We start from the raw sequence: 24,670 nt of genomic DNA on the forward strand, positions 1-24,670 counted from the left end.
GGTCGCCTTACCGTAAGGCGCCCGAGGCGCGCAACTGCTGGGCGGCCTCTTCGTCGTACCACCAGAAATCGAGGTATCCCAAAGCATAGGGCGGGATCTCGGGGTGGTCGTATTGGTCGTAATAGGCCACCCAGTAGCTGTCGTTGTACCACGTCGGGATCATGAAGAACTCGTGCCGCAGCGCCCGGTCGAGGGCCATGAGGGCGGCGTCTTCCTCTTCAGCCGTTTCGGCATCGAGCGATGCCTCGATGATCGCGTCCACCAAGGGGCTAGCGAGGCCTGCCGGGTTGAAGAGTGAAAACTCCGCCGCCTCCGAGCCATAGCGCTGTGCCAGACCGGTGCCGGTGCCGAGGAAGGCCGCATAGGCGTCATAGATCATGTCGTAGTCGCGGTCGCGCTCGCGGGCGGTGTATTGCGAACTGTCCACCTTCTCGAGCCGCGCGTCGATGCCGATGGACGTGAGGTTGCCGACGAAGTTCTCGATCACTGCCGAGATCGTCGGCGACCCGGCGGAATTCATCAGGAAGTTCAGCCGCAAGGGCTCGCCCGCCTCGTTGACGCGCATGCCGTTCTGCACGGTCCAGCCCGCCTCTTCCAGCAGCTTGGAGGCGCGGCGCGCGTTGCGGCGGTCCAACAGGCGCGCGGGGTCGGAGCTATGCGGCACCACGGCGGGCTCGGTCAGCAACGCGTCCGGCACCAGATCGCCGAGGCTCTCCAGAAGCGCCAGCTCGGCCCCCTCGGGCGTGCCCTGCGCCATCAGCGGCGTGTCCTGCGTGAAGGAGGCGCGGTGGTTGAACAGCCCGTATTGCAGCGACTCGTTGGTCCATTCAAAGTTGAACATCAGCGCCACGGCCTCGCGCACGCGGCGGTCCTGCAGCGTCTCGCGACCAAGGTTGAAGATGATGCCCGAGGGCGTGGGCGGCGAGCCGTCGGGCAGTTCGGCCTTCACGATGGCACCGTCGCTCACCTTGGAGAAGTCATAGCCCGTGGCCCATTTCTTGGAATCCCCCTCGGCGCGGAAGGTGTATTCGCCGGCCTTGAAGGCCTCGAAAGCCGAGGTGTCGTCGCTGAAGATTTCCAACCGGATACGGTCGAAGTTCATGCGGCCACGGTTGATCGGCAGGTCCTTACCCCAGTAGTCCGGGTTACGTTTCAGCACGATGCGCTTGGTCAGATCGACGCTTTCGACCATATAGGCGCCCGATCCGGGGGGTGGGTCCATCCAGCTGTCTTTGAGGGTATTGCCGGTCTCTTCGAACCAATGTTTCGGCCATGCGGGCACGCCGCCCACCGTCTCGATCAGGCTGCGGCGCGAGATGCCGTCGGCGAAGTAGAACTTCACCGTGTGATCATCCAGCGCCTCAACCTTCGGGATGCGCTTGCGCACCGCGTCGGCGTAGGACTTCAGCCCCTCGTCCAGCAGCAGGTTGTGCGAAAACACGATATCATGCGCCGTTACCGGCGTGCCGTCCGAGAAGCGCGCCTCGGGACGCATGTGGAAGGTGACCCAGGATTTGTCCTCGGGGTATTCGAGGCTCTCGCAGAGCAGGCAGTAGCTCTCGCCATAGACATCCGCCGGCAGCGGCTCGCCCGAAGGGGCCTCGCCCAGCAGGCTCTCAAAGCCGAAGATCGAGAACAGATGCGCGCGGCCCTTGCCGGAATAGGGGTTCATCGAATCCAGCGTGCCGACGAAGGGGATCGAGATCTCCCCGCCCTTGGGCGCATCGGGGTTCACATAGTCGAAATGCTTGAAATCTTCCGGATAGGTCAGATCGCCGTAAAAGGAATAACCGTGGCTTTTGATGATCTTCTGCTCCTGCGCCGCGGCGGCACCGGCCAGCAGGGCCGCCACCATCAGCGTCAGCGTCGCGAGCCAGAGCGGCAGGTCATCAATGACCGAAGGACGGGTCGCGGCGCGGGTCTGGGCACGGGGCATAGGTCACTCCTTGGCGTGGCGTAGTCCGGATAGGCGTCATCTAGGCTAACGCTGTGCGACGCCAAGATACAAGTTGCGAATATGTAAGGTTGCCCCGCACGGGCGGTCCACCGCAAAACAGGCCCCGTGGATTGGCGGTTTCCCCCGCCCCGCTCGCGACAAAGTGTAGCCCGCTGCCCCTGTATCTTCGCGGCCCAGCCCGTTTCTCGCCCTAAAGTTAACAGATTCTTCACTCAGGTTAACGATGCGTAAACTGGAGCTGAGCATGAGAACCTACCCGATTCCCTTTAACGAAGAAGCCCGTCTGCGCGCCGTTTTCGATGTGCCCGGCCTCACCGCCGAGAACGAAGCACTGTTCGACACCATTTGCGAGGCCACGCGCCGCCTGCTTGACTGTCCGATCGCACATATCAGTGTCGTGGAGGCAGATACCCAGTGGTACAAATCCGTGGTCGGCTACCCGCTGGGGCCGATGCCGAAAGATACCGGGTTTTGCAGCCATACAATCATGTCCGACGCGCCGCTGGTGGTACCAGACCTCAGCAAAGACCCCCGGTTCGCACGACACCCCATGGTCGCCGAGGGCGGCCCCGAGGCGCGCTATTACTGCGGTGTGCCGCTGATCCTGTCGTCGGGCCACCGCTTCGGCAGCCTGTGCGCGCTGGACCTGCAACCGCATGAAGCGCCCTCTGAGAAGCAGATCGCCCTATTGGAAGATATGGGCCGCATGGTAGTCGCGGCCCTTGAACGCTCCCAGCCGGACGCGTCCGGGCAGGAGGCCGACAACAGCGCCGAAGCCACTTTCCTGACGCTGGTGGGCCACGAACTCCGCACCCCGCTGACGGTTCTTTTCGGCAGTCTGCGCATGTTGGAGGCCAAAGCCGAACAGGGGGTCAATCCGCTGCTGATCCGCTCGGCCCGTCGGTCTGTCGACCATCTGAGCGCCCTGATCGAGACGATCATTTCCTACAGCAATGTCAGCACCGGCGAGCTGCGCCTGAACGAGCGGAAATGCAACCTGAGCGACCTTCTGCAATCGGTCTCCGCCCTGCATTTCGCCACCACGGATGCGACGGCCAAAACCATCACGCTGCGCGACAGTCTCCCGCTCGAAGAAATGCACATCGACGGCGACCAGATCGAATTGGCGGTCACGGCACTTGTGTTGAACTCCGTCCTGCATGGCGGCAGCGAGATCGCCTTGGAGACGTTCAAGGACGCCGAGGGCAATATCGAGATTTCGATCATCGACAACGGCTCATTCGACGGTCACGTCGATCTGGCCGAGCTTTACAAACCCTTTGTCGTCGGCGGCATGATGGAGCACCGCAGCACGAAGGGCGGGCTCGGCCTTGGGCTGCCGCTGACCCGTAAGCTGATCGAAATGCACGGTGGGGATTTCGAGGTGCATGTGGAAGCGGGCCAAAGCCGCGCCGTCATCCGCCTGCCCGCTTGGCGCTGCGACATCGGCGGGATCGCCGCCGCGAATGCCACCGCCCCGGTGATCGCCGCTCAGTAAAGTCGAAACGGGGCGCGCGCTATGTTGCGCCCCGCGTCCAATCACTGCCCGTCGACCGTACGGATCAGCGCGTTGATCTCATCCGCCAGCACGCCGGGGTGATCCTCCGGCGTGAAGTGTTTGCCCCCTTCGATCCGGCGCAGAGGCGCATTCAGGTCTTTCGCCAATCGCTCGCCATATTCGATCTTCTGGAAGTCATCCGCAGCGCCCCAGACGATCCGCGCGGGGATGTTAAGCGTGGGCAGCTTGTCCGCGATGGCTTTCGTGTCTTCCACGTCCAGCGACTGCGCCTGCCGGACAAAGGCTTCGGCCTCTCCGTGCTGCGCGTAATGCGGCGCGTGGGCGTCAAAGGCCGCCTCGGCGGCAGCGTCGGTCTCATGCCCTTTCGAGAACATCATCTTCAGCAACTGGTGGAATGAGCCATCGGGCGCATGTTTCGCCACGCCGCCGGTCTTGGCCACCGCGCTGACCAGCGGAACGGGCCACGAATCATAGCTGATTGCATTGGTCAAAAGCAGCCCGCTGACCATCTCAGGGTGACGCACCGCCGCAATCTGCGCGACCCCGCCGCCGAGGTCATGCGCCGCGAGGATCGCGCGGGTAATGCCCTGATCGCGCATCCAAGCGACCAGATAATCCGCCTGTTTGGCGACCGAGATATCGCGGCCCTCGCCCTGCGGGATTGAGGCCCCATAGCCCGGCATCTCCCAAGCGAGCACCCGACGGCCCGTAATCTTGGGCGCGACATCCCGCCAAAGCGCGGGACAGGTGGGAATGCCGTGAAGCAGGATCACGGGATCCCCCGCCCCCGTCTCTTCCCACCGCATTTCGATTCCATCGACCGTGGTTTTGTGGCTTTGCATGGCGCGTCTCCTTTCGGTGTGGACGTTTCATGGCCCAACACCTGCACGGATAAGACGTTCCACCCCGCCCAAACGCAAAAGCCGCCCCCGAGGGGCGGCTTTCTCTCATGCGATGGCGCGGGGTATCAGTTGGAAACGCTTTGCAGGTAAGCGATCACGTCGGCGCGATCTTCGACCTTACGCAGACCGGCGAAGCCCATGGTGGTGCCGGGCGCGTAGCCTTTGGGGCTTTCCAAGAAAGCGCTCAGCTCTTCCGGGGTCCAATCCCCTTCGAGCGAGGTCAGCGCGCCGGAATAGCCAAAACCATCAACCGCCGCGATGTCACGGCCAACGACACCGTCAAGGTGCGGACCAACGGCGTTGGTGCCGTCAACCTTGTGGCAAGCGGCGCATTTGCGGAACACTTTCGACCCGCTGTCGGCATCGGCTTCGGCCATCACGGCTGCAAAATCGATCTCTTCGCCGCCATCGTCACCACCGGCGTCGGCCACTTCGATGACATAGGACGCTTCCCCATGTGCATCGGCGTGGTAAATCTCTTCACCCGCCCATTTGCCCAGCAGAAGTACCAACCAGGCGCCGAATACGCCGGCTGCGATTTTGGTCAGGGTCATTGTATCGAACATGCGTCAGGGTCCATCACTTGGTATTGGCACCATGGGCGGGCCATGGTTCTTGGCATCGTTGCCCGCGTATCTATTGCTTTCCCTTGGCGCAGGCAAGGTGTAGTTACCGCGACCAATTGCCCTTCTCCGCTCCTTTTGCAGCAGGATACGATCCATGACCGCCCAGACCACGCCGCGCATCGCCTTCCAAGGGGCCCTTGGCGCCTATAGTCACGAGGCCTGCCTTCAGGCCTGCCCCGACATGGAACCGGTGCCCTGCCAATCGTTCGAAGGCGTGATCCGGGCCGTGAACGAGGGCCGCGCCGAACTGGCCATGCTGCCGGTCGAGAATACGACCTATGGCCGGGTGGCCGACATTCACCGCCTGCTACCGGAAAGCGGGCTGCATATCATCGGCGAAGCCTTCGTGCGGGTGCGCATCGCCCTGATGGCCCGCCCCGGCGTGGCATTGGAAGACATCAAACATGTCCGCGCGCATCTGGTGCTTTTGCCGCAGGCACGCAGCTTTTTGCAGCAACATGGCATCACCTCTGAACCCGCCGCCGATTCCGCCGGGGCCGCCGCCGAACTGGCCGCGACCGAGGGCAGCGCCGATGGCGTGCTGGCAGGCGAGGTCGCGGCAGAGATCAACGGCCTCACCGTGTTGGCCCGCGACATCGAGGATATGGACCATAACACCACCCGCTTTCTGCTGATGGCGCCCAAGATCGACCTTTCGCGCCGGGCCGAGCGGATGCTGACCACCTTCGTCTTCGAGGTGCGCAACATTCCCGCTGCGCTTTACAAGGCGATGGGGGGCTTTGCGACCAATGGCGTCAACATGACCAAACTGGAAAGCTATATGGTCGGCGGCTCCTTCACCGCGACGCAGTTCTACGCCGATATCGAAGGCCATCCCGAAGACCCGGCGGTGAAACGCGCGCTGGATGAACTGGGGTATTTCACCAACAAGCTGGAAATTCTCGGCGCCTACCCCGCCCATCCTGGCCGGGGCGCGCCGACCGGGATGTGAGGCGGGGCGCGCAGGCTCAGACCTTGACGCCGCTGGCGTAGCGTTCTTCCATCCCGCGGGCATATTCCGCCACGCGGTCTTTGTATTTCTGGGTCAGCGTGGTCTTGGCCAGTTTGAGCGATTGCACCCAAAGCCGCGCCGACAGGGTCAGCGGCTTGACCTCAAGCGCCACCAAGACACGCGTGCTGTTGCGCGACAGGGGCATCAATTCAAAGGACATCTGCCCCGCCAACCCCTGCGACATGCTGTCGATCACCATCTCGTTGGGCCGGTCGAAGGTCACCATCTCTAGCGTCAACTCGCGCCGCTTTCCGCGCAGGGGAAAGACCGCCTTCCATGTCATCCCGACGCCGGGCTGATGCAGGGCATCGGCGCGCTGCACCTCGGCCCCGCGCCGCATCGCTGCCCGCTCAAAGCTCTCAAAATCGCACAACATGTCAAAGACCGCCTCAATCGGCGCTTCGACGTCTTCTTTGGTGGAGAATTTCATTCGGTCCGTTCCAATTCTTCTGCTCGCATTTGCCACCCGCGCCGCTTTGTCCGGGCCCGTCAGCGCGGTGTGTCAGGTCAGTCTATCCGCAAGCCAGTTTTCCAGCAAGAAATGCGCGATGGCACCGCGGCGGGCGGGCAGAAGCCGCGGATGGCTTCCGGCAAAGGCCTCCATCATCTCTTCGCGGGTAACCCAAAGCGCGTCTTCGATCTCAACCGGGTCGATGGTCAACTCCCGGCTCAGCGCCTGTCCCGCACAGCCCAGCATGAGGGACGCCGGAAAGGGCCATGGCTGGCTGGAGAGGTAGCTCACCGCGCCGACCTGCACGCCCGCCTCCTCAAAAACCTCGCGCCGCACGGCGGCCTCTACCGTCTCACCCGGCTCGACAAAGCCCGCCAGCAGGGAATACATCCCCTCGGGCCAACCGGGGGAGCGGCCCATGAGGACCGAGTTGCCGTGGGTGATCAGCATGATGACCACCGGATCGGTGCGCGGGAAATGGGCGCCGCCGCAATCGGGGCAGACCCGTTGCCAGCCACCCTGCGCCAGATCGGTGGCGCCGCCGCAGCGCGCGCAATGGCGGTGGGTCTCGTGCCAGCCGAGGATCGCCTTGCCGCTGGCCGCCAGTTCGGCACCGCGCGGATCAAGCCATGTCATTACCCGCCGCAATTCGGCAAAGGCCATGTCATCGCCCAAAAGCGGATGGCGCTGTTCGCTGGGGTCAAGGAACGCGCCCAGTTGCGATTGATCCAGATCGGCGGGTTCCCAGCTCGAGATATCCACGGCAAAGCGCGGCGCCCCATCCTCACGCCCCAGCAAGATCGCCGTGCCTTCGGCCTCTTGCAAGACGGGGTGATCCATCGCCAATCGCGCCAAAGCGGCGGGGCGTTCGGGCGCGATCAGCGGCTTACCGCGCCAAAAGACCACCGCCCGGGCCGCCGGGTCGGCGCGCAACTGCGCCAAGGCTTCCGGATTGCCGCGTATCTCCCCCGCCCGATCAAGGGCCGAGCCTCCAAAGGTTACCGTCTCCGCGTGACGCATGGCGCTCTCCCGATACAGGCCCGATACAGGCTTTTGGCGTTTTGCCCAGCCATGCCACGGCGCATGCGAGATTGGCAATCCCAAGCCCCCTTGCCAGATCGGTTGAAATCTGGTCATATCAAAACATCTTTAAGTTGCAAAATTTAACGAGTACTTACCTTTTCGGTGAACAGGCGCAGCACATATGCCTCGACCGGTGTCGTTCCCCCTGAGGGTGGCATCCCGGCCGAGGCACGTCTGCGCATACTGGCCACGACGGATCTGCATATGCAGATCGTGGGGCATGACTATGTGGGCGACCGTTCGGTGGGCCATCACGGTCTGGCCGGAATTGCCACCTTGATCCGCACCGCCCGGGCAGAGGCGGCGGAACAGGGGGCCGCCTGTATCCTGCTCGACAATGGCGATTTGTTGCAGGGCAATGCCTTGGGCGACCAACTGGCGCAGATGCCGGTCACCCATACGCATCCGCTCGTCGCCTGTGTGAACCATCTGCATTATGACGGTCTGGGATTGGGCAATCACGACCTTGACCATGGGCTGCCCTATCTGCGCGCCGTGGCCGGGGCGCTGGACATGCCGCTGATCTCGACCAATCTGCATTTGACCGAACCCGGCCCGCTGCGCCGTTGGGCCGTCGTCTCGTGTCTGCTGCCTGCCGTTGCGGGGCATCCCTCTTCCCGGCTGCGGGTGGGCCTGGTTTCCGTCCTGCCGGGCCGAACCGCGATCTGGAACCGCGAGGTTTTGGAGAATGAGGCCGAGATCATCTGCCCGCTCGAAAGCCTGCGCAGCGCCGCACTGACGTTGCGGGCAGAGGGCGCCGATCTGACCGTGCTGCTGGCCCATATGGGTATCGCCCATGAAGGTGAAATTACCACCGAAGAAGACATCTGCACTTTGGCCAAGATCGACGGGATCGACGCGGTGATCACCGGCCACACCCATCTTCGTTTTCCCGGAGAGGACCACGGCCCGCGCGAGGGGGTCGACACGCAGGCCGGCACGCTGTCCGGCCGTCCGGCGGCGATGCCGGGCTTTGGCGGGTCCGATTTGGCGGTGCTGGATCTGGCCCTTGAACGGGATGCGCAGGGGCGCTGGACGGTCTCGGGCCATCAAAGCCACCTGCGCGACAACAGCACAAAAACGCTGGCCGATCCCACGGTGCTGAGCGCGGCCCGGGTGAGCCACATTGGCGTGCGCAGGCATCTGGAGGAGGTGGTCGGCCATACCGACATCGCGCTGCACAACTACTTTGCGCTCGCCATGCCCACCCCCATCGACGCGCTGAGCGCCCGCGCGCAGGCCGAGGTGATCCGCCAAGGGGTCGCAGGCACGGCGGATAGCAAGCTCCCGATCCTCGCCGCCACGGCGGCACATACGGCAGGCGGGCGCGGCGGGCCGGGGCATTTCCTGCATATCCCGCCGGGCGCGGTGCAACGCCGCCATATCGCCGGGCTGCTTCCCTATCAAAACGCGGTCTGGGCGTTGCGCCTCACCGGTGCCGACCTGCGGCGCCGTTTGGAAAAAGCGGCAGAGGTGTTTGCCCCGCTCGGCAGCACCCCGGGCCCGCTACTCGACCCCTGCCGCCCGCCGTTCCACTGCGACACGATTTTTGGCGTCACCTATGCCATCGACCCCTGCCGCCCCCGCGGCAGACGGATCACTGCGCTGTCATGGCAAGGGGCACCGGTGAGGCCGGACCAGAAGTTTCTACTCGCGACCAACCAGTTCCGCGCGGCGGGCGGCGGCGGGTTTGACCGCGCGGCGAAGGATGACGTAGCTCTGCGCAGCCCGCTTTCGCTGTCCGACGCGCTGATTGCCGCTCTCGCTACGCTGCAGGCGTGTCCATGGGCCGACGCGCCGCCGTGGCGCTTCGATGCGGCGGGGGCGCAGGCGGTTCTCTATACCTCGCCCGAGGCCCTGCCCTTCTTGCAAGACATCGCCCATCTGTCGCCCACCCCGCGAGGGATGACCGCCTCGGGCTTCGCCCAAATCACGATCCGCTTGTGAGGCTTGCACTTCGCTCCATGCCCTCCTATATGGGCCTTGAGAGGTTGGTGCGGGCAAGCGCCTCGCCAACCCGGTCAGATCCGGAAGGAAGCAGCCGTAACGAGCCCCGCTTGGGTCGTTATCAGCCTCTCACCACCGTTGCATTGCGCAGCAATGCAACGCCCCGACAGTCGCTTCGCAGAAGCGATGAGAGGGGTAGCAGACATTTTTGAATTATACCGACATTCTGGGATGCGCCCGCCCGTGGGCACCACGGGCATCGCCCTCCCTCCCCCCGGAGGGCGATTTTGCAGCGCTTCAAATGATTACACTGTAAGCGTTTGCAGGACCGAACCGGCAGCCAGACCCGGAGCATCGCCCCCCAGGGAGGGCGCTGCCCTTTGCGTCTTATAGCCGATCCGCCTCAAACGTATCACAAGCCGCGATCTGACCACTCTCAAATCCCCGCTCAAACCACCGCGCGCGCTGCTCTGACGTACCATGGGTGAAAGTATGCGGCTGCGGCACCTGACCGGCCTGCCGCTGCAAATGATCATCCCCGATCATCCGCGCCGCATTGAGCGCTTCCTGAAGGTCGCCCTTATCCATCAGCCCTTCGACATTCGAGGCCCAAATCCCCGAAAAACAATCGGCCATCAGTTCAAGCCGTACGGTCAGGGCATTCGCCTCAACCTCGGAAGACTGCTGCCGCATCCGGGCGACCTGCGGCAGAACGCCGATCTCGTTCTGGACATGGTGCGCGACCTCATGGGCAATCACATAGGCCGCCGCGAAATCGCCCCCGGCACCAAGACGCTGGTCCAACGTGCGGAAAAACGCGGTGTCGAGATAGGCCATATTGTCCGCCGGGCAGTAAAACGGTCCCGTCGCGCCCGAAGCCCCGCCGCAGGCGCTTTGGGTCACATTCTCAAAAACCACAAGCTTGGGCGGCGTATAGGTTTCACCCAATTGCTCTTGAAAAATCCGGCTCCAGACCTGTTCGGTCGTAGTCAGCACGCGGGCGGCGAAATCGACCTGCGGATCCTCGCTGTCGCTTAGCGGGCGGGACTGCTGGACCTGACCGCCGCCCTGGCCGGTCAACAGCGGCGTCACATCGATCCCGGTGAAATAGCCAATCGCCATGACTGCCAGAACGCCGACCAATCCAAGACCCCCGGCCTTGCCGGCCCGTCCGCTGCGGCGGATGACATTCTTGCTCCGCCCAATTCCACCCAACCGCATGAACCGTCCCTCGTTATGTCAAAGCCTATTGCCACATGAACGCGCAAGGCGCAGTTTGGTTCAATGAGTGATAAGAATGACCTGGCCGAAGACCGCACCGACTGGGCCGAGGATCGCACGATCCTTGCCAATGAACGCACCTTTGCGGGCTGGATGCGCACCGGCATGGCCGCCGTCGCCGTGGCCATCGGTCTGCGCGCCGTTTTCGGTGAGTTCGAGCCGACATGGGTGGCGAAAGCCGTGGCCTCGGTCTTCATTTTAGCCGCGCTTTACGTCTATTGGGCCGCGCAAGCCTCGGCGGCGAAAACCCAAAAGCGGCTGAGCGACCATCACGCCCATGCCCAGCCCAACAGCCGCATGAAGGTTCTGGCGGCGATCCTCGCCTTCGCCTCAGCCGGGGTCGGGGCGATCCTTTGGATGCTCTGAGCCTTCCGCAAGCACGGTAGACGCCACGGCGCGGAGCGCATAGTTTACGGCCTTGACCGAATCCGACTTGGGGCACCATGACAGATACATCCGCCTACCGCGTTCTGGCCCGCAAATACCGGCCCGAAACCTTTGCCGATCTCGTTGGCCAAGACGCCATGGTGCGCACGCTGAAAAATGCTTTTGCCGCCGACCGGATCGCGCAGGCCTTTGTGATGACCGGCATCCGCGGCACCGGCAAGACGACGACGGCGCGGATCATCGCCAAGGGGATGAACTGCATCGGGCCGGACGGCAACGGCGGGCCGACGACCGATCCCTGCGGCGTTTGCGAACATTGCACCGCCATCATGGAAGGCCGCCATGTCGACGTGATGGAGATGGACGCGGCCTCGAACACCGGCGTCGCCAACATCCGCGAGATCATCGATTCGGTGCATTATCGCGCCGCCTCGGCCCGGTACAAAGTCTATATCATCGACGAAGTGCACATGCTCTCGACCGGCGCCTTCAACGCGCTCCTCAAGACGCTGGAAGAGCCGCCGGAACACGTCAAATTCATCTTCGCCACCACCGAGATCCGCAAGGTGCCGGTGACGGTGCTGTCGCGCTGTCAACGGTTCGACCTGCGCCGGATTGAGCCAGAGGTGATGATCGCGCTCCTGCGCAAGATCGCCACCGCCGAGAGTGCCGAAATCACCGATGACGCGCTGGCGCTGATCACCCGCGCCGCCGAAGGCTCGGCCCGCGATGCCACCTCGCTCTTGGATCAGGCAATCAGCCACGGCGCGGGCGAGACCGGGGCCGAACAGGTGCGCGCCATGCTGGGGCTGGCCGACCGTGGCCGGGTGCTGGACCTCTTTGACATGGTGCTGCGCGGCGATGCAGGTGCCGCGCTGACCGAACTTTCGGCGCAATATGCCGATGGGGCCGACCCGATGGCGGTGCTGCGCGATCTGGCCGAGATCACCCATTGGGTCTCGGTCGTGAAGATCACGCCCGATGCCGCCGAAGACCCCACCATCGCGCCTGAGGAACGCGCCCGCGGCCAGCAGATGGCCGAGACCCTGCCGATGCGGGTGCTGACGCGGCTCTGGCAGATGCTGCTGAAGGCGCTGGACGAGGTCGCAGCCGCGCCCAACGCGATGATGGCCGCTGAAATGGCCGTGATCCGCCTCACCCATGTGGCCGATCTGCCCTCGCCCGAGGAACTGGTGCGCAAGCTGCAAAACAGCAGCCCGCCCCCGCCCCCCGGCCCCGTTGGCGGTGGCGGCAGCGGCGGTGGCAATGGGGCGGCACAGGGCAGCACCGGCGCGCAGGCCGTGCAACAGGCGCAGCAGCGCATGGCGTCCAACCCCGGCCCGCAGGGGCAGACCACAGCACTGGCGCAAGACCTCAACGCTGCGCTGGCCCGCTTTCCGACATTCGAACATGTCGTCGAGTTGGTCCGCGTGAACCGCGACGTGAAGCTGCTGGTAGAGGTCGAGACCTGCGTGCAACTCGCCGCCTACCAGCCCGGCCGCATCGAGTTTGTCCCCACCGACGACGCGCCGCGCGATCTGGCGCAGCGGCTGGGACAGAAACTGCAACTCTGGACCGGCAACCGCTGGGCCGTCTCACTGGTGAACGAGGGCGGGGCCGAGACCATCGCGCAGGTCCGCGATGCGCGTGAACTGGCGCTGAAGAAACAGGCCGAGGACCACCCGATGATGCAGGCGGTGCTGGCGCAGTTTCCCAAGGCCCGGATCACCGCGATCCGCACCCCCGAAGACATCGCCGCCGCCGCTACGGCAGAGGCGCTGCCCGAAGTCGAAGACGAATGGGATCCGTTCGAGGACGGTTGATCCCCCGGCCCCCGCGCCACATATAAACGACAACGCAACAAGGAGACCCAGATGCTCAAGGGATTAGGCGGCCTCGGCGATATGGCCGGGATGATGAAAAAAGCGCAGGAAATGCAGGGCAAGATGGCCGAACTGCAAGAGGAGATGCACAACATCACCGTCGAAGGTGAATCCGGTGCGGGCCTCGTCAAAGCGACCTGTAGCGCCAAGGGTGAGTTGAAGGGGCTGGATATCGACCCGTCGATCTTCAACAAAGACGAAAAGGAAGTGGTCGAAGACCTGATCCTCGCCGCCATCAAAGATGCGCAGAGCAAAGCCTCGGAACGCGCACAGGCCGAGATGAGCAAGCTGACCGAAGGCATGGGCCTTCCCGCGGGCATGAAACTGCCCTTCTGATCCCGGTGGGGCGGGCCGGTCCCGCCCCTCTTTCAACGCCCATAGGTGCCATTCTTGAGCTCTACCCGCGATATTGACGCCCTGATCGAGCTGATGGCGAAACTGCCCGGCCTTGGCCCCCGCTCGGCCCGGCGCGCGGTGCTGCACTTGATCCGCAAACGGGCGCTTTTGCTGACGCCCCTGTCCGACTTGATGCAGACCGTCGCCGCCACGGCACGCGAATGTCTGAACTGCGGCAACGTCGGCACCGCCGACATCTGCGACATCTGCACCTCGGAAAAACGCGCGAACGGAGAGCTTTGCGTGGTCGAAGACGTGGCCGACCTCTGGGCGATGGAACGCTCTGGCGTGTTCAAAGGGCGCTATCATGTGCTGGGCGGCACGCTCTCGGCGCTCGACGCCATTGGCCCGCAGGAATTGCGCATCCCGCGCCTTGTGGACCGGATTGATACCGAAGGGGTGACAGAGGTGATCCTCGCACTCAACGCCACGATCGATGGGCAGACCACGGCACATTACATCGCGGATCAATTGGAAGACCGCGTGCGGCTGACGTCGCTCGCCCAAGGCGTGCCGATCGGCGGGGAGTTGGACTACCTCGACGACGGGACGATCACCGCCGCGATGCAGGCCCGCAAGTCTCTTTAACCCCCAGAATCAAAGCGGGCCGCCCGCTCCTCCCAAAGCAGACGGCCCTTTTCCGGGGCGACGCAGATCGTGCTGTCAGAGCACGATCACATCAAGCGGCGGAAATCCGTTAAACCCAACCGAACTGTACGAGCTTGTGTAGGCTCCGCAAGCACGAATCATCACTTTATCGCCATCGCGCAGAGCCAAAGGTAGGTGGATCGGGCGTTTTTCGTAGAGAATATCCGCCGAATCGCAGGACGGACCGGCCAGAACGCAGGGTCCGGTCTCTTCCCCGTCATGCGGTGTGACGATCTGATAGCGAATCGCTTCGCCCTCAGTTTCGGCCAGACCCGAGAAACGACCGATATCCAGATAGACCCAGCGGTGCAGATCATCCGCGGATTTGCGGCTGACCAGCATGACTTCGGCAGCGATATGCCCGGCTTCGGCCACCAGACCACGGCCCGGCTCCGCCATCACCTGCGGGACATCGCCAAAGCGGGCTTTGACCGCGCGCATCACAGCGGCAGCATAAGCGCGGGGCGCTTCGATGCTTTCGCCGTAAAAGGCCGGGAAGCCGCCGCCGAGGTTCAGCAGTTGCAGGTCATGGCCATCCGCACGGGCGGCGTGCCACAGTGGCGCCACCTGATCCAGCACCGGGTTCCAAAACTCTGCCTTGCGGGTTTGCGAGCCGACGTGGAACGACAGGCCGAAGGGCACGAGGCCCACCGCAACCGCGTGGTTCAGCAGCGCTGGCAGCGCCGAACCGGCACAGCCGAATTTCCGGCTGAGCGGCCAGTCGGCCATGGAGTTTTCGACGATCAACCGCAGATAGACCCGCGCGCCCGGCGCATGGGCGGCGATCTTGTCCAGCTCGGCTTCGCTGTCGGCTGCGAACAGGGTCACCCCCGCCGAATGGGCGAAAGCGATGTCAGAGGCGCGTTTGATGGTGTTGCCGAAAGAGATATTCCCGGGCTTCGCCCCTTGGCTCAGGCACAGCTCGATCTCGGCCCGCGAGGCCGCGTCGAAGCCGGAGCCTTTCTTAACCAGCAGACGAATGATCTCCGGCGCCGGGTTCGCCTTCACCGCGTAGTGGATATGCGCCGCGCCCAAGCCCTTGTGCAGCGCGTCATATTGCGCGGCCACACGGTCACGGCTGATCACCAGTGTCGGCTTGTCAAAGCTGTTGGCGGCGATATAGGCCGCAGCCGGGTCGGCGTGAAAGGACGGTGCGGCGCGCAGGGCGCCGGGGACTGTAGCATTCATGGTCATCTCCAAAGAGCAGGTGGGGCTGGTTCCCCGCGTGTCGTTTCAAGAGACGTTACCGTCGCTACATAAACGCGGGTCAGTCAGAGTGGGAACTGACCGGCCAGAGGCGCGTGCGTTGGCGTCTGTAACGCGCCACATACGCCGTTTTTGGATTCGTACAAGGGGTAAAATTGCCCCTAGGGCAAATTGTTAGTTTTCCTCGTCTTCCCAATCGCTGCCGATGGGGTCGCGGTCTCTTTTCCGTTCTTCTTTGATCATATTCTTGGCCTCCCGCTCTTCTTCGGGGTCGGTTTCTTCGGGGTCGCTCTCGGCGGCTTCGGTCTCGGCCATGGCGAGGACGAACCACATCGGGAAGTGGTCCGACCCGATCTTGTCCAAGCGGTCCATCTCTAGCAGACGAAACTGCGGATCGTGGAAAAGGTGGTCCAAAGGCCAGCGCATCCAAGGCATCGTCGCGCTGAATGTGTTGTACATGCCGCGCCCCACCCGCGGGTCCAAAAGGCCCGAGAGCCGCTGAAAGCGCCGGGTCGTGGTCGACCAAGCCACATCGTTCAGATCCCCCGAGACCACGGCGGGCAGCGGGTCCTTCTCAGCCTCGATACCGACCAAGGCGATCTCGCTGTCGCGCCCTTTGGTGTCATGTTCGATCACGGGCGGTTCGGGGTGGACGACGTAGAGGCGGAAATCCTCCCCCACCGGCAGGTGCACACGGGCGCGGATGGAGGGCACCTCTTCCGTGACCAACTCGCGCACCTCGACCTCCGACAGCGGCAGTTTCGACATGAGGCAAAGCCCATAGCCATTGTCGAGCGGCACGTCGACGCGATGCTCGTAGTTCTTGCCCAGACCGTCATCCAGTGCGTCGATCCAAGCCTGATCCACCTCGATCGCCATGAAGATATCTGGCACCCGCGCCTCGGCCAGTGCAATCAGCTTGCCATAGTCACGGTTGGACATTTTGACATTGGCGGCCAGCAGGCTGAAATGCCGGTCCGTCGCGCGGCGCAACTCGGGCGAGGCCGCCAAAGATTGCTTGCGCCACAGCGGGGTAAACTTGGTGATGTAAAGTGCGTGAAGCGCTGCGACCCCCAGCATCAACGCGATCCCGGCCATGCCCGAGGGTGTCATCACCCCCTGCGACAGGGCGAACCCGATTGCCAGCAACAGTGCCAAGCCGAGGAATTGTTCCCGAGGAAAGGCCAGCCCGCGGATCGCCCCGAAGGGCAATTTGCTCAGCGGCAGCAGGCTGCCCAGTATCAGCACCCCCGCCAGTCCCCAGATCACCAAGTCCAATGCCGTTTCCAAATCCATCCCCCGGCGCGCCGCGCCTTTTTTACAAAGCAAAACAGGGCGCCGGAAAACCCGACGCCCTGTCATTCTAACACATCTTTACGGCGAAAGTTCCTTTCGCCACACCGCCTTGAGGGGGCTTAGCCCTTGGCTTTGTCTTCGTCCTCATCGTCTTCATCGGTGCTGTCGGGCAGCGAGAAGAAGCTGTCGGCGTCGGAGTAATCGCCCTTGGTGTGGCTCTCTTCTTCCTCGTCATCCGTGCTGTTGCCGGAGAGGGTGAAGGTTTCCAGCCCTTCGATGGCCGTGGGGATTTTCGGCTCGCTCTCCATGCCGAGGCTCTGCTCGGTCGAGACGAGTTTGCGGCGCTCATCGTCGTTCATCACCTCGCCCGCGGCAGCCTTTTTCGCGGCAGCTTTTTGCACGGCGGCATCAAGCTCGGACTGTTTGCACAGGCCCAGTGCGACCGGGTCGATCGGTTGGATGTTGGCGATGTTCCAGTGCGTGCGCTCGCGAATCGCTTGGATCGTCGGCTTGGTGGTGCCCACCAGTTTGCTGACCTGACCGTCGGACAGTTCGGGGTGGAACTTGACCAGCCACAGGATCGACGCCGGGCGGTCCTGACGTTTGCTGAGCGGGGTGTAGCGCGGGCCGCGGCGTTTCTCTTCGCCTTCGGCGGCGGCGTTGAACTTGAGCTTCAGCTTGTGCAGCGGGTTGTCCTGCGCCGCGTCGATCTCTTCCTGCGTCAGCTGGTTGTTGGCAACCGGATCAAACCCCTTCACCCCCTGCGCCACGTCGCCATCGGCGATGCCCTGCACTTCCAACTCATGCATGCCGACGAAATCGGCGATCTGCTTGAAGCTGATGGTGGTGTTGTCCACGAGCCAGACGGCGGTGGCTTTGGCCATAATCGGTTTTGCCATGTCACTCTCCTAAAAACGCAATTTTCCCGTCGCCTGAAAGGCTGTCCTGCTTGGCAGAACGGTCTCCATTGTCGGGGAAGTTGGCGGCTGTATACTGGCTTAAACGTCATAAGGGAAGACCCAATGCGGCCACTGCGCGCCTGTCTGCTGATCCTCGGGCTGATCGCCCCCACCGCCACGCTGGCCGAAGGGGAGCGTTCGGGCGAATTCGACTACTACGTCATGTCCCTGTCATGGTCGCCCAATTGGTGCGAATTGACCGGCGACGCGCGGCAATCTCCGCAATGCGACGCCGCGAAAGACCACGGTTGGACCCTGCATGGCCTCTGGCCCCAGTTCACACGGGGATACCCGTCCTATTGCCAAAGTGGCCGTCGCCCGCCCAGCCGTGCCCAGACCGGGGCGATGGCCGATATCATGGGCACCGGTGGCTTGGCATGGCACCAGTGGAAGAAACACGGGTCTTGCAGCGGGTTGGACCCGGCGGATTATTTCGCCCTCTCGCGGGAGGCCTACGCCCGCATCAAGCGCCCCGAGGTCTTTCGCAAGCTCGACCGTACCGTGTCCCTCCCCGCCGCGGTGGTGGAAGAGGCCTTCCTCAAAGCGAACCCGGACCTGACCGCGCGGGGGATCACCATCACCTGCAAGCAAGGGCACATCCAAGAGGCGCGCATCTGCCTGTCCCGCGACCTTGAGTTCATCCCCTGCGGACCGGACGTTCGGCGGGACTGCACGCTTGATAACGCGCTGTTCACCCCTCTGCGCTAGACCCATCCGAGCCGATAGTCTGGCGAAAGCGGGAGAGGCGTAATTTCCTCCCCCGCATTCAATGCCTTTCGGCTCTCTCTCCAACACGGGTGGTCAGCGTCCCGGCCACCCGTGCCTTCAGTAAACGAATTACTGGTTAACAATTCGTTACTGTCTCAAGTTTTACTGATCTTCTTCACCCTGCAGTTCACCGCCCACCTTCAGGACGATCTTGCCGATATGGCCGCTGGCTTCCATCCGGCGGTGCGCGTCATTCGCCTCGGACAGATCATAGGTGCTGTCCATCACCGGCGCGACGCGGCCCTGCTCCAACAGGGGCCAGACATTCTGCAAAAGCTCCTCTGCAATCCGGGCCTTGGCCAGATCGCTCTGCGGGCGCAGGGTTGATCCGGTCATGGTCAGGCGGCGGGTCATCAGCGTGACAAAGTTCACCTCTTGCTTGGCCCCTTGCAGAAACGCGATTTGCACCAGCCTGCCGTCCTCGGCCAAGGCCTTGAGGTTGCGGTTGATATAGCTGCCGCCCACCATGTCGAGGATCACATCCGCGCCGCCCTCGGCCTGCACAACATCGACGAAATCCGTGTCCCGGTAGTTGATCGCCACCTCGGCCCCCAGCTTCATACAGGCCGCGCATTTGCTATCGGTGCCCGCGGTCACGAAGACCCGCGCGCCCAAAATGCGCGCCAGTTGAATCGCCGTGGTGCCGATCCCGGAAGAGCCGCCGTGGATCAGCACTTTCTCCCCGGCCTTCAGCCCACCGCGCATGAAAAGGTTCGACCAGACGGTAAAGAAGGTCTCAGGCAGGCAAGCGGCATCTTTCAGCCCCATGCCTTCGGGAATGGGCAGGCAATGCGCCGCGGGGGTGGCGACATATTCGGCATAGCCGCCGCCGGGCAGCAGGGCGCAGACCAGATCGCCCGGGGCCAGTGTCGTTACCCCCGGCCCGACTTCGACCACCTCGCCCGAGGCCTCCAACCCCGGCAGATCGCTGGCGGTGGCAGGCGGCGCGTAGCGGCCCGCGCGTTGCAGCGCATCGGGGCGGTTCACCCCGGCATAGGCGACCTTGATGATGACCTGACCGTGTTTCGGCTGGGGCCGCGGGCGGGTGGTGCCTTGCAGAACGTCCGGACCGCCGGGTTCGGTGATTTCGATTGCACGCATGGTCTCTGTCATGTCTGAAGTATCCTCGGGTCTGGTTTCGCCGCAGCCTAACGGGCGGCCCCGGGGCGTGCACCCGGAATTTGAGAGCCGACGGAAGAGGGAGAGGCGGATGCGCGGGCAAGACAGGTTCAAATGGCATGAGGCCGCGCGGCTTTATGCAGGGGAGCGCGAATTGCCCCGCGCACCCGAAGGCCAGCACAACAGCTTCCGCGCCCTGCCCGCCACTCCGGCCTTCGACGCGCTGGCGGCCCTAACCACAGCGATCACCCAGCAGGCCCCCTTTTGCCTCAGCGACCGGCCCCTGCCCGATGACATCGCCTGCCCGCCCGCTGCCTTTCTCACCCTCACCGGCGGCGCGTCGGGGCGGCCCAAGGCGGTCCGACGCAGCCAAGCCTCTTGGATCGCCAGTTTTGAGGTCAATGCTGACCGTTTCGCCTTTACCCCCCGCGACAGCGTCGCCGTGTTGGGGCAGCTCAGCCATTCGCTATCGCTCTATGCGGTGCTGGAAGCGCTGCATCTTGGCCTCGACGCGCATGTGCTGGCGGATCACGCCCCCCGACGGCAGGCAGAGCGGATCGCCGAGGCCGGGGCGACGACCCTCTATGCCACGCCGACCCAGCTGCGCCTGCTTGCCCGCGCTGCCGCCACCCCGCTGCCATCGCTGCGCTTGGTCCTTTGCGGCGGTGGCGCGCTCGATACGGCAACCCGGGCGGTGCTGGGGCGGCTCTGCCCCCAGGCGGCGGTGCATGTTTTCTACGGCGCGGCGGAGACGAGTTTTATCACGCTGGCCGATGCCAATACGCCCGAAGGCGCGGTGGGCCGCCCCTACCCCGGTGTCGAGCTGCGTTTGATGAATGCGGAGGGTGAACCCGCTACTGATGTTGGTGAGATCTGGGTGCGCAGCCCCTACCTCTTCGATGGCTACGCCCTGGGCCACAGCGATGAGACCCGCTGGCAGGAGGGCTTCGTGACCGTGGGTGAGATGGGCGCGCTGGATGCCAAGGGCAACCTCTGGATCAGGGGGCGGCGGCAGCGCATGGTGCAGATCGCCGACCAGATGGTTTTCCCCGAAACGGTAGAGGCCGTGATCAGCGCCGAAACCGGTCTGCCCTGCGCGGTTCTGCCCCGAGACGATGCGCTGCGAGGGCAGCATCTGGTCGCGGTAGTCGAAGCCACGGCAGGGGAGCCGCGCGCCGAAGAGATCATTGCCCATTGCCGCGCGACGCTCGGGCCCCTCACCTCCCCCCGGCGCGTCTACTTCTGCCCCGACCTGCCCCTGCTGCCCTCGGGCAAGCCCGACCTGCGCGCCCTCTCGGACTGGGTGGAGGGCCAAAGGTGACCCGCGCCTATATCGTCTCGGCCTGCCGCAGCCCGGTCGCCCCGCGCGGCGGTGCGTTGGCACATCTTTCCCTACCCGAGCTTGCCGCGCCGGTCCTTTCTGCTGCCCTTAGCCGCGCGGGGCTGGACCCTGCGCAGGTCGACGAGGTGATTTGCAGCACCGCCCTCGGCCCCGGCGGCAACCCCGCGCGCAGCATCGCTTTGGCCGCGGGGCTGCCCGAACAGGTGGCAGGCTTGAGCATCGACCGGCAATGCGCGGGGGGATTGGATGCGCTGGCGCTGGCCCGACAGATGGTCCTTTCCGGTGCCGCCGATATCGTCGTGGCGGGCGGGGCCGAGAGCTACTCTCGCCAGCCGCTGCGCTACCGCACTTTCGCCGATGGCCGCCCGGCTGAGGCCTATACCCAAGCGCCCTTTACCCCATGGCCCGAACGCGACCCCGACATGGCGGAGGCCGCCGCGGCGCTTGGCCGGTCCCAAGGCATTTCCCGCGCAGAACAGGATGACTGGGCCGTGGAAAGCCACGCGAAAGCCCGCGCACAGCCCCCAACCGAAGCGGAACTGGTGCCGCTCGCAGGCGTCTCAACCGATGCCTTCACCCGCCGGCTCACCCCCGCGCTTTGCAGCCGGGCCAAGGTGCTTTCCGGCGACATCACCGCCGCCAATGCCGCCGTCGCCGCCGATGCCGCGGCCTTTTGCATCGTCGTGTCAGAGCGGGTGGCAGCGGACCTCGCCCTGCCGAAAGTCGAACTTATCTCAGCGGCGACGAAAGGCAGCATACCCGAAGAACCGGGACTGGCCCCATTGGTGGCCATCGGAGAAGTCTTTCGTCAAAGCGGATTGAAAGCCAGCGGCCTGCACCGCGCCGAGATCATGGAGGCCTATGCCGTGCAGGCCATCGCCTGCGTCACCGGCGCGGAGATCGCGCCGCGGATCGTCAACAGGGGTGGCGGCGCCTTGGCGCGCGGGCATCCGATTGGCGCCTCGGGCGCGATCAATGCGGTGCGGCTTTGGCATGAGTTGGTGGCGCGGGGATCAGGCACCGGCTTGGCGGCGATTGCCGCCGCCGGGGGGATCGGCTCTGCCGCGCTGATGCGGCTGTAGCGGCCCGCCCCTTGGGGAGCGGGCCAATCGTTTAGCTTAGCTGCGCGACAGCAGGCTTGCCGGGCGCGCTTTGGCCAGACCGGAGGTGATGAACCCCGCCAGCACAGCCTTGATCAGGTCACCGGGAATGAAGGCTTGAACCAGCAGGGTCGCCTCGACCATCGTTTTGTTCAGCGTCATCATCATGCCGAAGATGCCGAAGGCATAGACCACAAGGATGCCGCCCAAGACCGCCGAAACCCCAGCCGCGAGGCCCACCGGCGCGCTGCGCCACTGGTCCATGATAAAGCCGGTCACGAAAGCCCCGATCGGGAAGCCGACGAGGAAACCCACGGTCGGCGAGGCAAAGACGCCCAGACCGCCACGGCCCCCGGCCAGAAGCGGCAGGCCCAGCGCCACCAGCGCCACGAACAAAAGCGCCGCAAGGCCACCGCGCCATGCGCCCAGCACCGTGCCGCAGAGCATGACGCCCAGCGACTGCGCTGTGATTGGCACGCCGAAGCCAAGCGTGAATTTCGGAATCAGGCCCAGCGCCGCGATCAACGCGGCAAAGAGGGCGATCATGGTCAGATTGCGTTCCATTGGAAGGATCCTTGGGTTGAATTTTCCATTGCCTAGGCCACCCCCCTGCCCCGGTCAAGCATTACAGCCCGCCCCGCGCGCGCAGCGCCTCGGCCACATGTTCGGCGTCGTCGATGGCCAGAACCGTGAAGGGCATCACCACGCGCCAGCCCGCCCGCCTGCGCGACCGCGCCCGCCACGCCAGCGACAGCATCTGCCCCTTGGCCGCCAGCACCGGGGTGAAACGCACCACCAGCGCCACGGCCAACTCAAGGCTGCGCGTGCGCAGCCCGAAACGGCGCAGCGGGGCGGCGAGCCAATGCACCACCCCCATCATATCGCTGAGCTTGGTGGTCATGGTGACGAGGTTCGCAAGCCCCACGGCGGTGACCATCCGTAGCGCGATCACAAGCCCCGCCTCCGCATCGTCGGTCAGGACATGCCACAGCAGGATCAGCCCGACGAAAGGCCAAAGCATCCACAGACGCCCCAACCCGGCCCGCAGGAAGGCCCGCCCCGGCAGGGCATAGAGCAGCAGCATCCCAGCGCAGAAGAGGATTTGCCAAACCGGCTCCTCCACCCCGAAGAGCAGCAGCGTGGCCACGCAGAGCGCCCCCAGTTTGGCCCCGGCGGGCCAGCCATGGGCGCGGGTTTCAACCGGCGAGGTCAGAGAGATCATCGCTCGCCCCCAATTCCTTCATCCGCGTCTCAAAGGCGCGCAGCACCGGGCGGGCGCTGCCTTGCTGAACGACCTCGCCGCGCTCCAGCCAGAGAACGTGATCGTATGCCGCCACCGCCGCCGGATCGTGGGTGATATGGACCAGCGTCAGGTCCAGCCCCGCCAAAACCCGTTCGAGGTGCAACCGCGTGGGGATGTCGAGCCCGGCAAAGGGTTCGTCCAACACCACCACCCGCGGCTGCATCGCCAAGACTGCCATCAGGCAAACCAACTGCCGCTGCCCTTGGGAGAGTTGGTGAATCGACGCCTGCGCCCAATGGCGCTTGTCGAATTGACCAAGGATCGCCGCCACGCCCCGCGCGGCCTCGGCCTTGGATTGGCCCATCTGCCGCAGACCAAAGGCGATTTCCTCTTCCACGGTGGGAAAGATGATCTGATGGTCCGGGTTCTGAAACAGGATGCCCACCGCCCCGATCGCGCGGCGGCGGTCACGGGCCACATCGACCCCGGCAATCCGCACCTGCCCTTCATCGGCAGCCACCAGCCCCGACAGAACCCGCGCGAAAGAGGTCTTGCCCGAGCCGTTGCGGCCCACGATGCCGATCCGCGCGGCATCTGAGCTCAGGCTCACGCCCCGCAGCACCGGCGCGCCGCCGGGGGTGTAGCTGATGCTGTCAATATCGATGAGCGGAAGGGTCGGGTTGGTCATCGGGTGCCTGTGGTAAAACCGGGTGCCCCGCCCTACCACCTGCCGCGCGGGCGGGGAAGCCCGCAGCGCGCCTTAGCTCGGCGGCGTCCAACGGCCCGGCAGATCGGGGTCACCTTGCCCGCGCGGGGCCTTGATATGGCTCAACAGCCAGTTCGGCCCGGCCATGAGACGGCTCAGCGTCGGGCTTTCGCGCACATGGGATTTGAGCTTTTCGATCTGCATCACATCGTCGATGCGCCGGTCGAGGAACGACCATGTCGCCTGATGCCCCTCACTGGCATCCCCCAGCCAGTAAAGCAGCGTGGCCGAATAGACCCCCGACAGCGTGGCCCGTTTGCTGTACCAGTTCACATCCTCCGAGGTATCGCCAAGCGCGGTCCAAATCTTATCGCTGGTCTCCCAGATCAGCCCGGCCCCTTCGGGGGCGTGATGCGGCAGAGCAAACAGTGTGCTGCCCCGGCGGATCGCCTCACGATCCCCCGCTTCGAGCCGCAAGCGCACGGCCTTGGCGATACGGTCCCTGAAGCGCAGCGCCGACAGATCGGCCTGCGTCAAACCTTCGACCATTTTGGCATCGCCGCGCCGGTGATAGGCCACCGCGAGATCGACCGCCCCGCGCGGGCAGACCGCACGGGCCAGCGCCGGGTCCAGACCGCTGTCCTTGATCGCGGCGTTGAAGGTCGCGGGCGACCAGCCGTCAAACGGCACATGCATCAATGCGGCATCCAGCAATTGGTCCTTTGGGTCGGCCTTGGGCGGTGTCATGGCGGGCTCCTATCGGGGCGTGATGGGGTAGACAAACGTGATATAGGCTGTTATAGGCCCATTTCCTGCAATTCCTTGCAACTTTATCCTAG

The 24,670-nt window shown here is 64.4% G+C and carries 24 protein-coding genes and 1 other RNA gene; 11 read left to right on the plus strand and 14 right to left on the minus strand.

Annotated elements, in window-relative coordinates; translation table 11 throughout:
* Positions 1-7: 7 nt before the first annotated feature.
* Positions 8-1,855, minus strand: a complete 1,848-nt coding sequence (locus FCK22_RS03225; RefSeq protein ID WP_231886462.1) for an extracellular solute-binding protein — start codon at positions 1,853-1,855, stop codon at positions 8-10.
* 346 nt (positions 1,856-2,201) lie between these two features.
* Here FCK22_RS03225 and FCK22_RS03230 point away from each other — a divergent pair, with 346 nt between their 5' ends.
* Positions 2,202-3,455 carry a GAF domain-containing sensor histidine kinase gene (locus FCK22_RS03230; protein WP_067268645.1) on the plus strand — a complete coding sequence of 418 codons (1,254 nt, stop codon included), beginning with the start codon at positions 2,202-2,204 and terminating at the stop codon, positions 3,453-3,455.
* A gap of 41 nt (positions 3,456-3,496) precedes the next feature.
* Here the strand turns inward: FCK22_RS03230 and FCK22_RS03235 are convergent, their stop codons facing one another.
* Together FCK22_RS03235 and FCK22_RS03240 are read right to left on the minus strand one after the other, a co-directional pair.
* Positions 3,497-4,318, minus strand: a complete 822-nt coding sequence (locus FCK22_RS03235) for an alpha/beta hydrolase (RefSeq protein ID WP_067268600.1) — start codon at positions 4,316-4,318, stop codon at positions 3,497-3,499.
* A 125-nt stretch (positions 4,319-4,443) separates the two neighbouring features.
* Positions 4,444-4,944 (minus strand): cytochrome c family protein, encoded by a 501-nt coding sequence (locus FCK22_RS03240; protein WP_067268598.1) that lies wholly within the window; start codon positions 4,942-4,944, stop codon positions 4,444-4,446.
* 154 nt (positions 4,945-5,098) lie between these two features.
* On the opposite strand from FCK22_RS03240, the gene FCK22_RS03245 reads away from it, so the two are divergent.
* Complete coding sequence (locus FCK22_RS03245) at positions 5,099-5,956, plus strand: prephenate dehydratase (protein WP_067268596.1); 858 nt, start codon at positions 5,099-5,101, stop codon at positions 5,954-5,956.
* A gap of 16 nt (positions 5,957-5,972) precedes the next feature.
* Here the strand turns inward: FCK22_RS03245 and FCK22_RS03250 are convergent, their stop codons facing one another.
* Positions 5,973-6,446: an SRPBCC family protein gene (locus FCK22_RS03250; protein WP_067268594.1), complete on the minus strand. Its 474-nt coding sequence runs from the start codon at positions 6,444-6,446 to the stop codon at positions 5,973-5,975.
* A gap of 72 nt (positions 6,447-6,518) precedes the next feature.
* Positions 6,519-7,487, minus strand: coding sequence for an NAD(+) diphosphatase (gene nudC, locus FCK22_RS03255; RefSeq protein ID WP_067268588.1), 969 nt, complete (start codon positions 7,485-7,487; stop codon positions 6,519-6,521).
* Between the two features lie 165 nt (positions 7,488-7,652).
* Here nudC and FCK22_RS03260 point away from each other — a divergent pair, with 165 nt between their 5' ends.
* Both FCK22_RS03260 and ffs read left to right on the plus strand, forming a co-directional pair.
* A complete protein-coding gene (locus tag FCK22_RS03260) occupies positions 7,653-9,497 on the plus strand; it encodes a 5'-nucleotidase C-terminal domain-containing protein (RefSeq protein WP_136720216.1) in 1,845 nt (614 codons plus the stop codon).
* 37 nt (positions 9,498-9,534) lie between these two features.
* An RNA gene (ffs, locus tag FCK22_RS03265) (signal recognition particle sRNA small type) lies at positions 9,535-9,632 on the plus strand.
* A 252-nt stretch (positions 9,633-9,884) separates the two neighbouring features.
* Here the strand turns inward: ffs and FCK22_RS03270 are convergent.
* Positions 9,885-10,718: a neutral zinc metallopeptidase gene (locus tag FCK22_RS03270; protein WP_067268586.1), complete on the minus strand. Its 834-nt coding sequence runs from the start codon at positions 10,716-10,718 to the stop codon at positions 9,885-9,887.
* Between the two features lie 63 nt (positions 10,719-10,781).
* Here FCK22_RS03270 and FCK22_RS03275 point away from each other — a divergent pair, with 63 nt between their 5' ends.
* From FCK22_RS03275 to recR, 4 genes are all read left to right on the plus strand, one after another.
* Positions 10,782-11,144: a DUF202 domain-containing protein gene (locus tag FCK22_RS03275; RefSeq protein ID WP_067268578.1), complete on the plus strand. Its 363-nt coding sequence runs from the start codon at positions 10,782-10,784 to the stop codon at positions 11,142-11,144.
* A 77-nt stretch (positions 11,145-11,221) separates the two neighbouring features.
* Positions 11,222-12,988: a DNA polymerase III subunit gamma/tau gene (locus FCK22_RS03280; RefSeq protein WP_067268576.1), complete on the plus strand. Its 1,767-nt coding sequence runs from the start codon at positions 11,222-11,224 to the stop codon at positions 12,986-12,988.
* A gap of 51 nt (positions 12,989-13,039) precedes the next feature.
* Positions 13,040-13,384 carry a YbaB/EbfC family nucleoid-associated protein gene (locus FCK22_RS03285; RefSeq protein ID WP_007118099.1) on the plus strand — a complete coding sequence of 115 codons (345 nt, stop codon included), beginning with the start codon at positions 13,040-13,042 and terminating at the stop codon, positions 13,382-13,384.
* A 54-nt stretch (positions 13,385-13,438) separates the two neighbouring features.
* Positions 13,439-14,032 carry a recombination mediator RecR gene (recR, locus tag FCK22_RS03290; protein WP_067268574.1) on the plus strand — a complete coding sequence of 198 codons (594 nt, stop codon included), beginning with the start codon at positions 13,439-13,441 and terminating at the stop codon, positions 14,030-14,032.
* Between the two features lie 75 nt (positions 14,033-14,107).
* Here recR and FCK22_RS03295 read toward each other — a convergent pair whose 3' ends face one another.
* The 3 genes from FCK22_RS03295 to FCK22_RS03305 all read right to left on the minus strand — a co-directional run bounded on the left by FCK22_RS03295 (position 14,108) and on the right by FCK22_RS03305 (position 17,493).
* Positions 14,108-15,286, minus strand: a complete 1,179-nt coding sequence (locus tag FCK22_RS03295; protein WP_067268573.1) for a type III PLP-dependent enzyme — start codon at positions 15,284-15,286, stop codon at positions 14,108-14,110.
* A gap of 186 nt (positions 15,287-15,472) precedes the next feature.
* Complete coding sequence (locus tag FCK22_RS03300) at positions 15,473-16,594, minus strand: endonuclease/exonuclease/phosphatase family protein (RefSeq protein ID WP_067268571.1); 1,122 nt, start codon at positions 16,592-16,594, stop codon at positions 15,473-15,475.
* A 119-nt stretch (positions 16,595-16,713) separates the two neighbouring features.
* Positions 16,714-17,493 (minus strand): cell cycle transcriptional regulator TrcR, encoded by a 780-nt coding sequence (locus FCK22_RS03305; RefSeq protein ID WP_067268570.1) that lies wholly within the window; start codon positions 17,491-17,493, stop codon positions 16,714-16,716.
* Between the two features lie 123 nt (positions 17,494-17,616).
* On the opposite strand from FCK22_RS03305, the gene FCK22_RS03310 reads away from it, so the two are divergent.
* Positions 17,617-18,261, plus strand: a complete 645-nt coding sequence (locus tag FCK22_RS03310) for a ribonuclease T2 (protein ID WP_067268568.1) — start codon at positions 17,617-17,619, stop codon at positions 18,259-18,261.
* A 162-nt stretch (positions 18,262-18,423) separates the two neighbouring features.
* Here the strand turns inward: FCK22_RS03310 and FCK22_RS03315 are convergent, their stop codons facing one another.
* Positions 18,424-19,434 (minus strand): NAD(P)H-quinone oxidoreductase, encoded by a 1,011-nt coding sequence (locus FCK22_RS03315; RefSeq protein ID WP_067268567.1) that lies wholly within the window; start codon positions 19,432-19,434, stop codon positions 18,424-18,426.
* A 97-nt stretch (positions 19,435-19,531) separates the two neighbouring features.
* Between FCK22_RS03315 and FCK22_RS03320 the strand changes: the two genes are divergently transcribed.
* Positions 19,532-20,761: a fatty acid--CoA ligase family protein gene (locus tag FCK22_RS03320; RefSeq protein WP_169306054.1), complete on the plus strand. Its 1,230-nt coding sequence runs from the start codon at positions 19,532-19,534 to the stop codon at positions 20,759-20,761.
* Positions 20,758-21,864 (plus strand): thiolase family protein, encoded by a 1,107-nt coding sequence (locus FCK22_RS03325; protein ID WP_067268565.1) that lies wholly within the window; start codon positions 20,758-20,760, stop codon positions 21,862-21,864. The genes FCK22_RS03320 and FCK22_RS03325 overlap by 4 nt, the downstream gene beginning before the upstream one ends.
* Positions 21,865-21,900: 36 nt before the next feature.
* On the opposite strand, the gene FCK22_RS03330 is transcribed toward FCK22_RS03325, so the two are convergent.
* The 4 genes from FCK22_RS03330 to FCK22_RS03345 all read right to left on the minus strand — a co-directional run bounded on the left by FCK22_RS03330 (position 21,901) and on the right by FCK22_RS03345 (position 24,578).
* Entirely contained in the window at positions 21,901-22,446 is a 546-nt protein-coding gene (locus FCK22_RS03330) for a biotin transporter BioY (RefSeq protein ID WP_067268563.1), read from the minus strand.
* Between the two features lie 61 nt (positions 22,447-22,507).
* Positions 22,508-23,104 (minus strand): energy-coupling factor transporter transmembrane component T, encoded by a 597-nt coding sequence (locus FCK22_RS03335; RefSeq protein ID WP_067268562.1) that lies wholly within the window; start codon positions 23,102-23,104, stop codon positions 22,508-22,510.
* On the minus strand, positions 23,079-23,813 hold the full coding sequence (locus tag FCK22_RS03340) for an ABC transporter ATP-binding protein (RefSeq protein ID WP_067268560.1): 735 nt from the start codon (positions 23,811-23,813) through the stop codon (positions 23,079-23,081). Before FCK22_RS03340 ends, FCK22_RS03335 begins: the two co-directional genes overlap by 26 nt.
* A gap of 72 nt (positions 23,814-23,885) precedes the next feature.
* Positions 23,886-24,578, minus strand: a complete 693-nt coding sequence (locus FCK22_RS03345) for a COQ9 family protein (RefSeq protein ID WP_067268558.1) — start codon at positions 24,576-24,578, stop codon at positions 23,886-23,888.
* Positions 24,579-24,670: the final 92 nt, after the last annotated feature.

This window comes from Sulfitobacter sp. 15WGC (genome assembly GCF_005068605.1).
Classification (GTDB): domain Bacteria; phylum Pseudomonadota; class Alphaproteobacteria; order Rhodobacterales; family Rhodobacteraceae; genus Sulfitobacter; species Sulfitobacter faviae.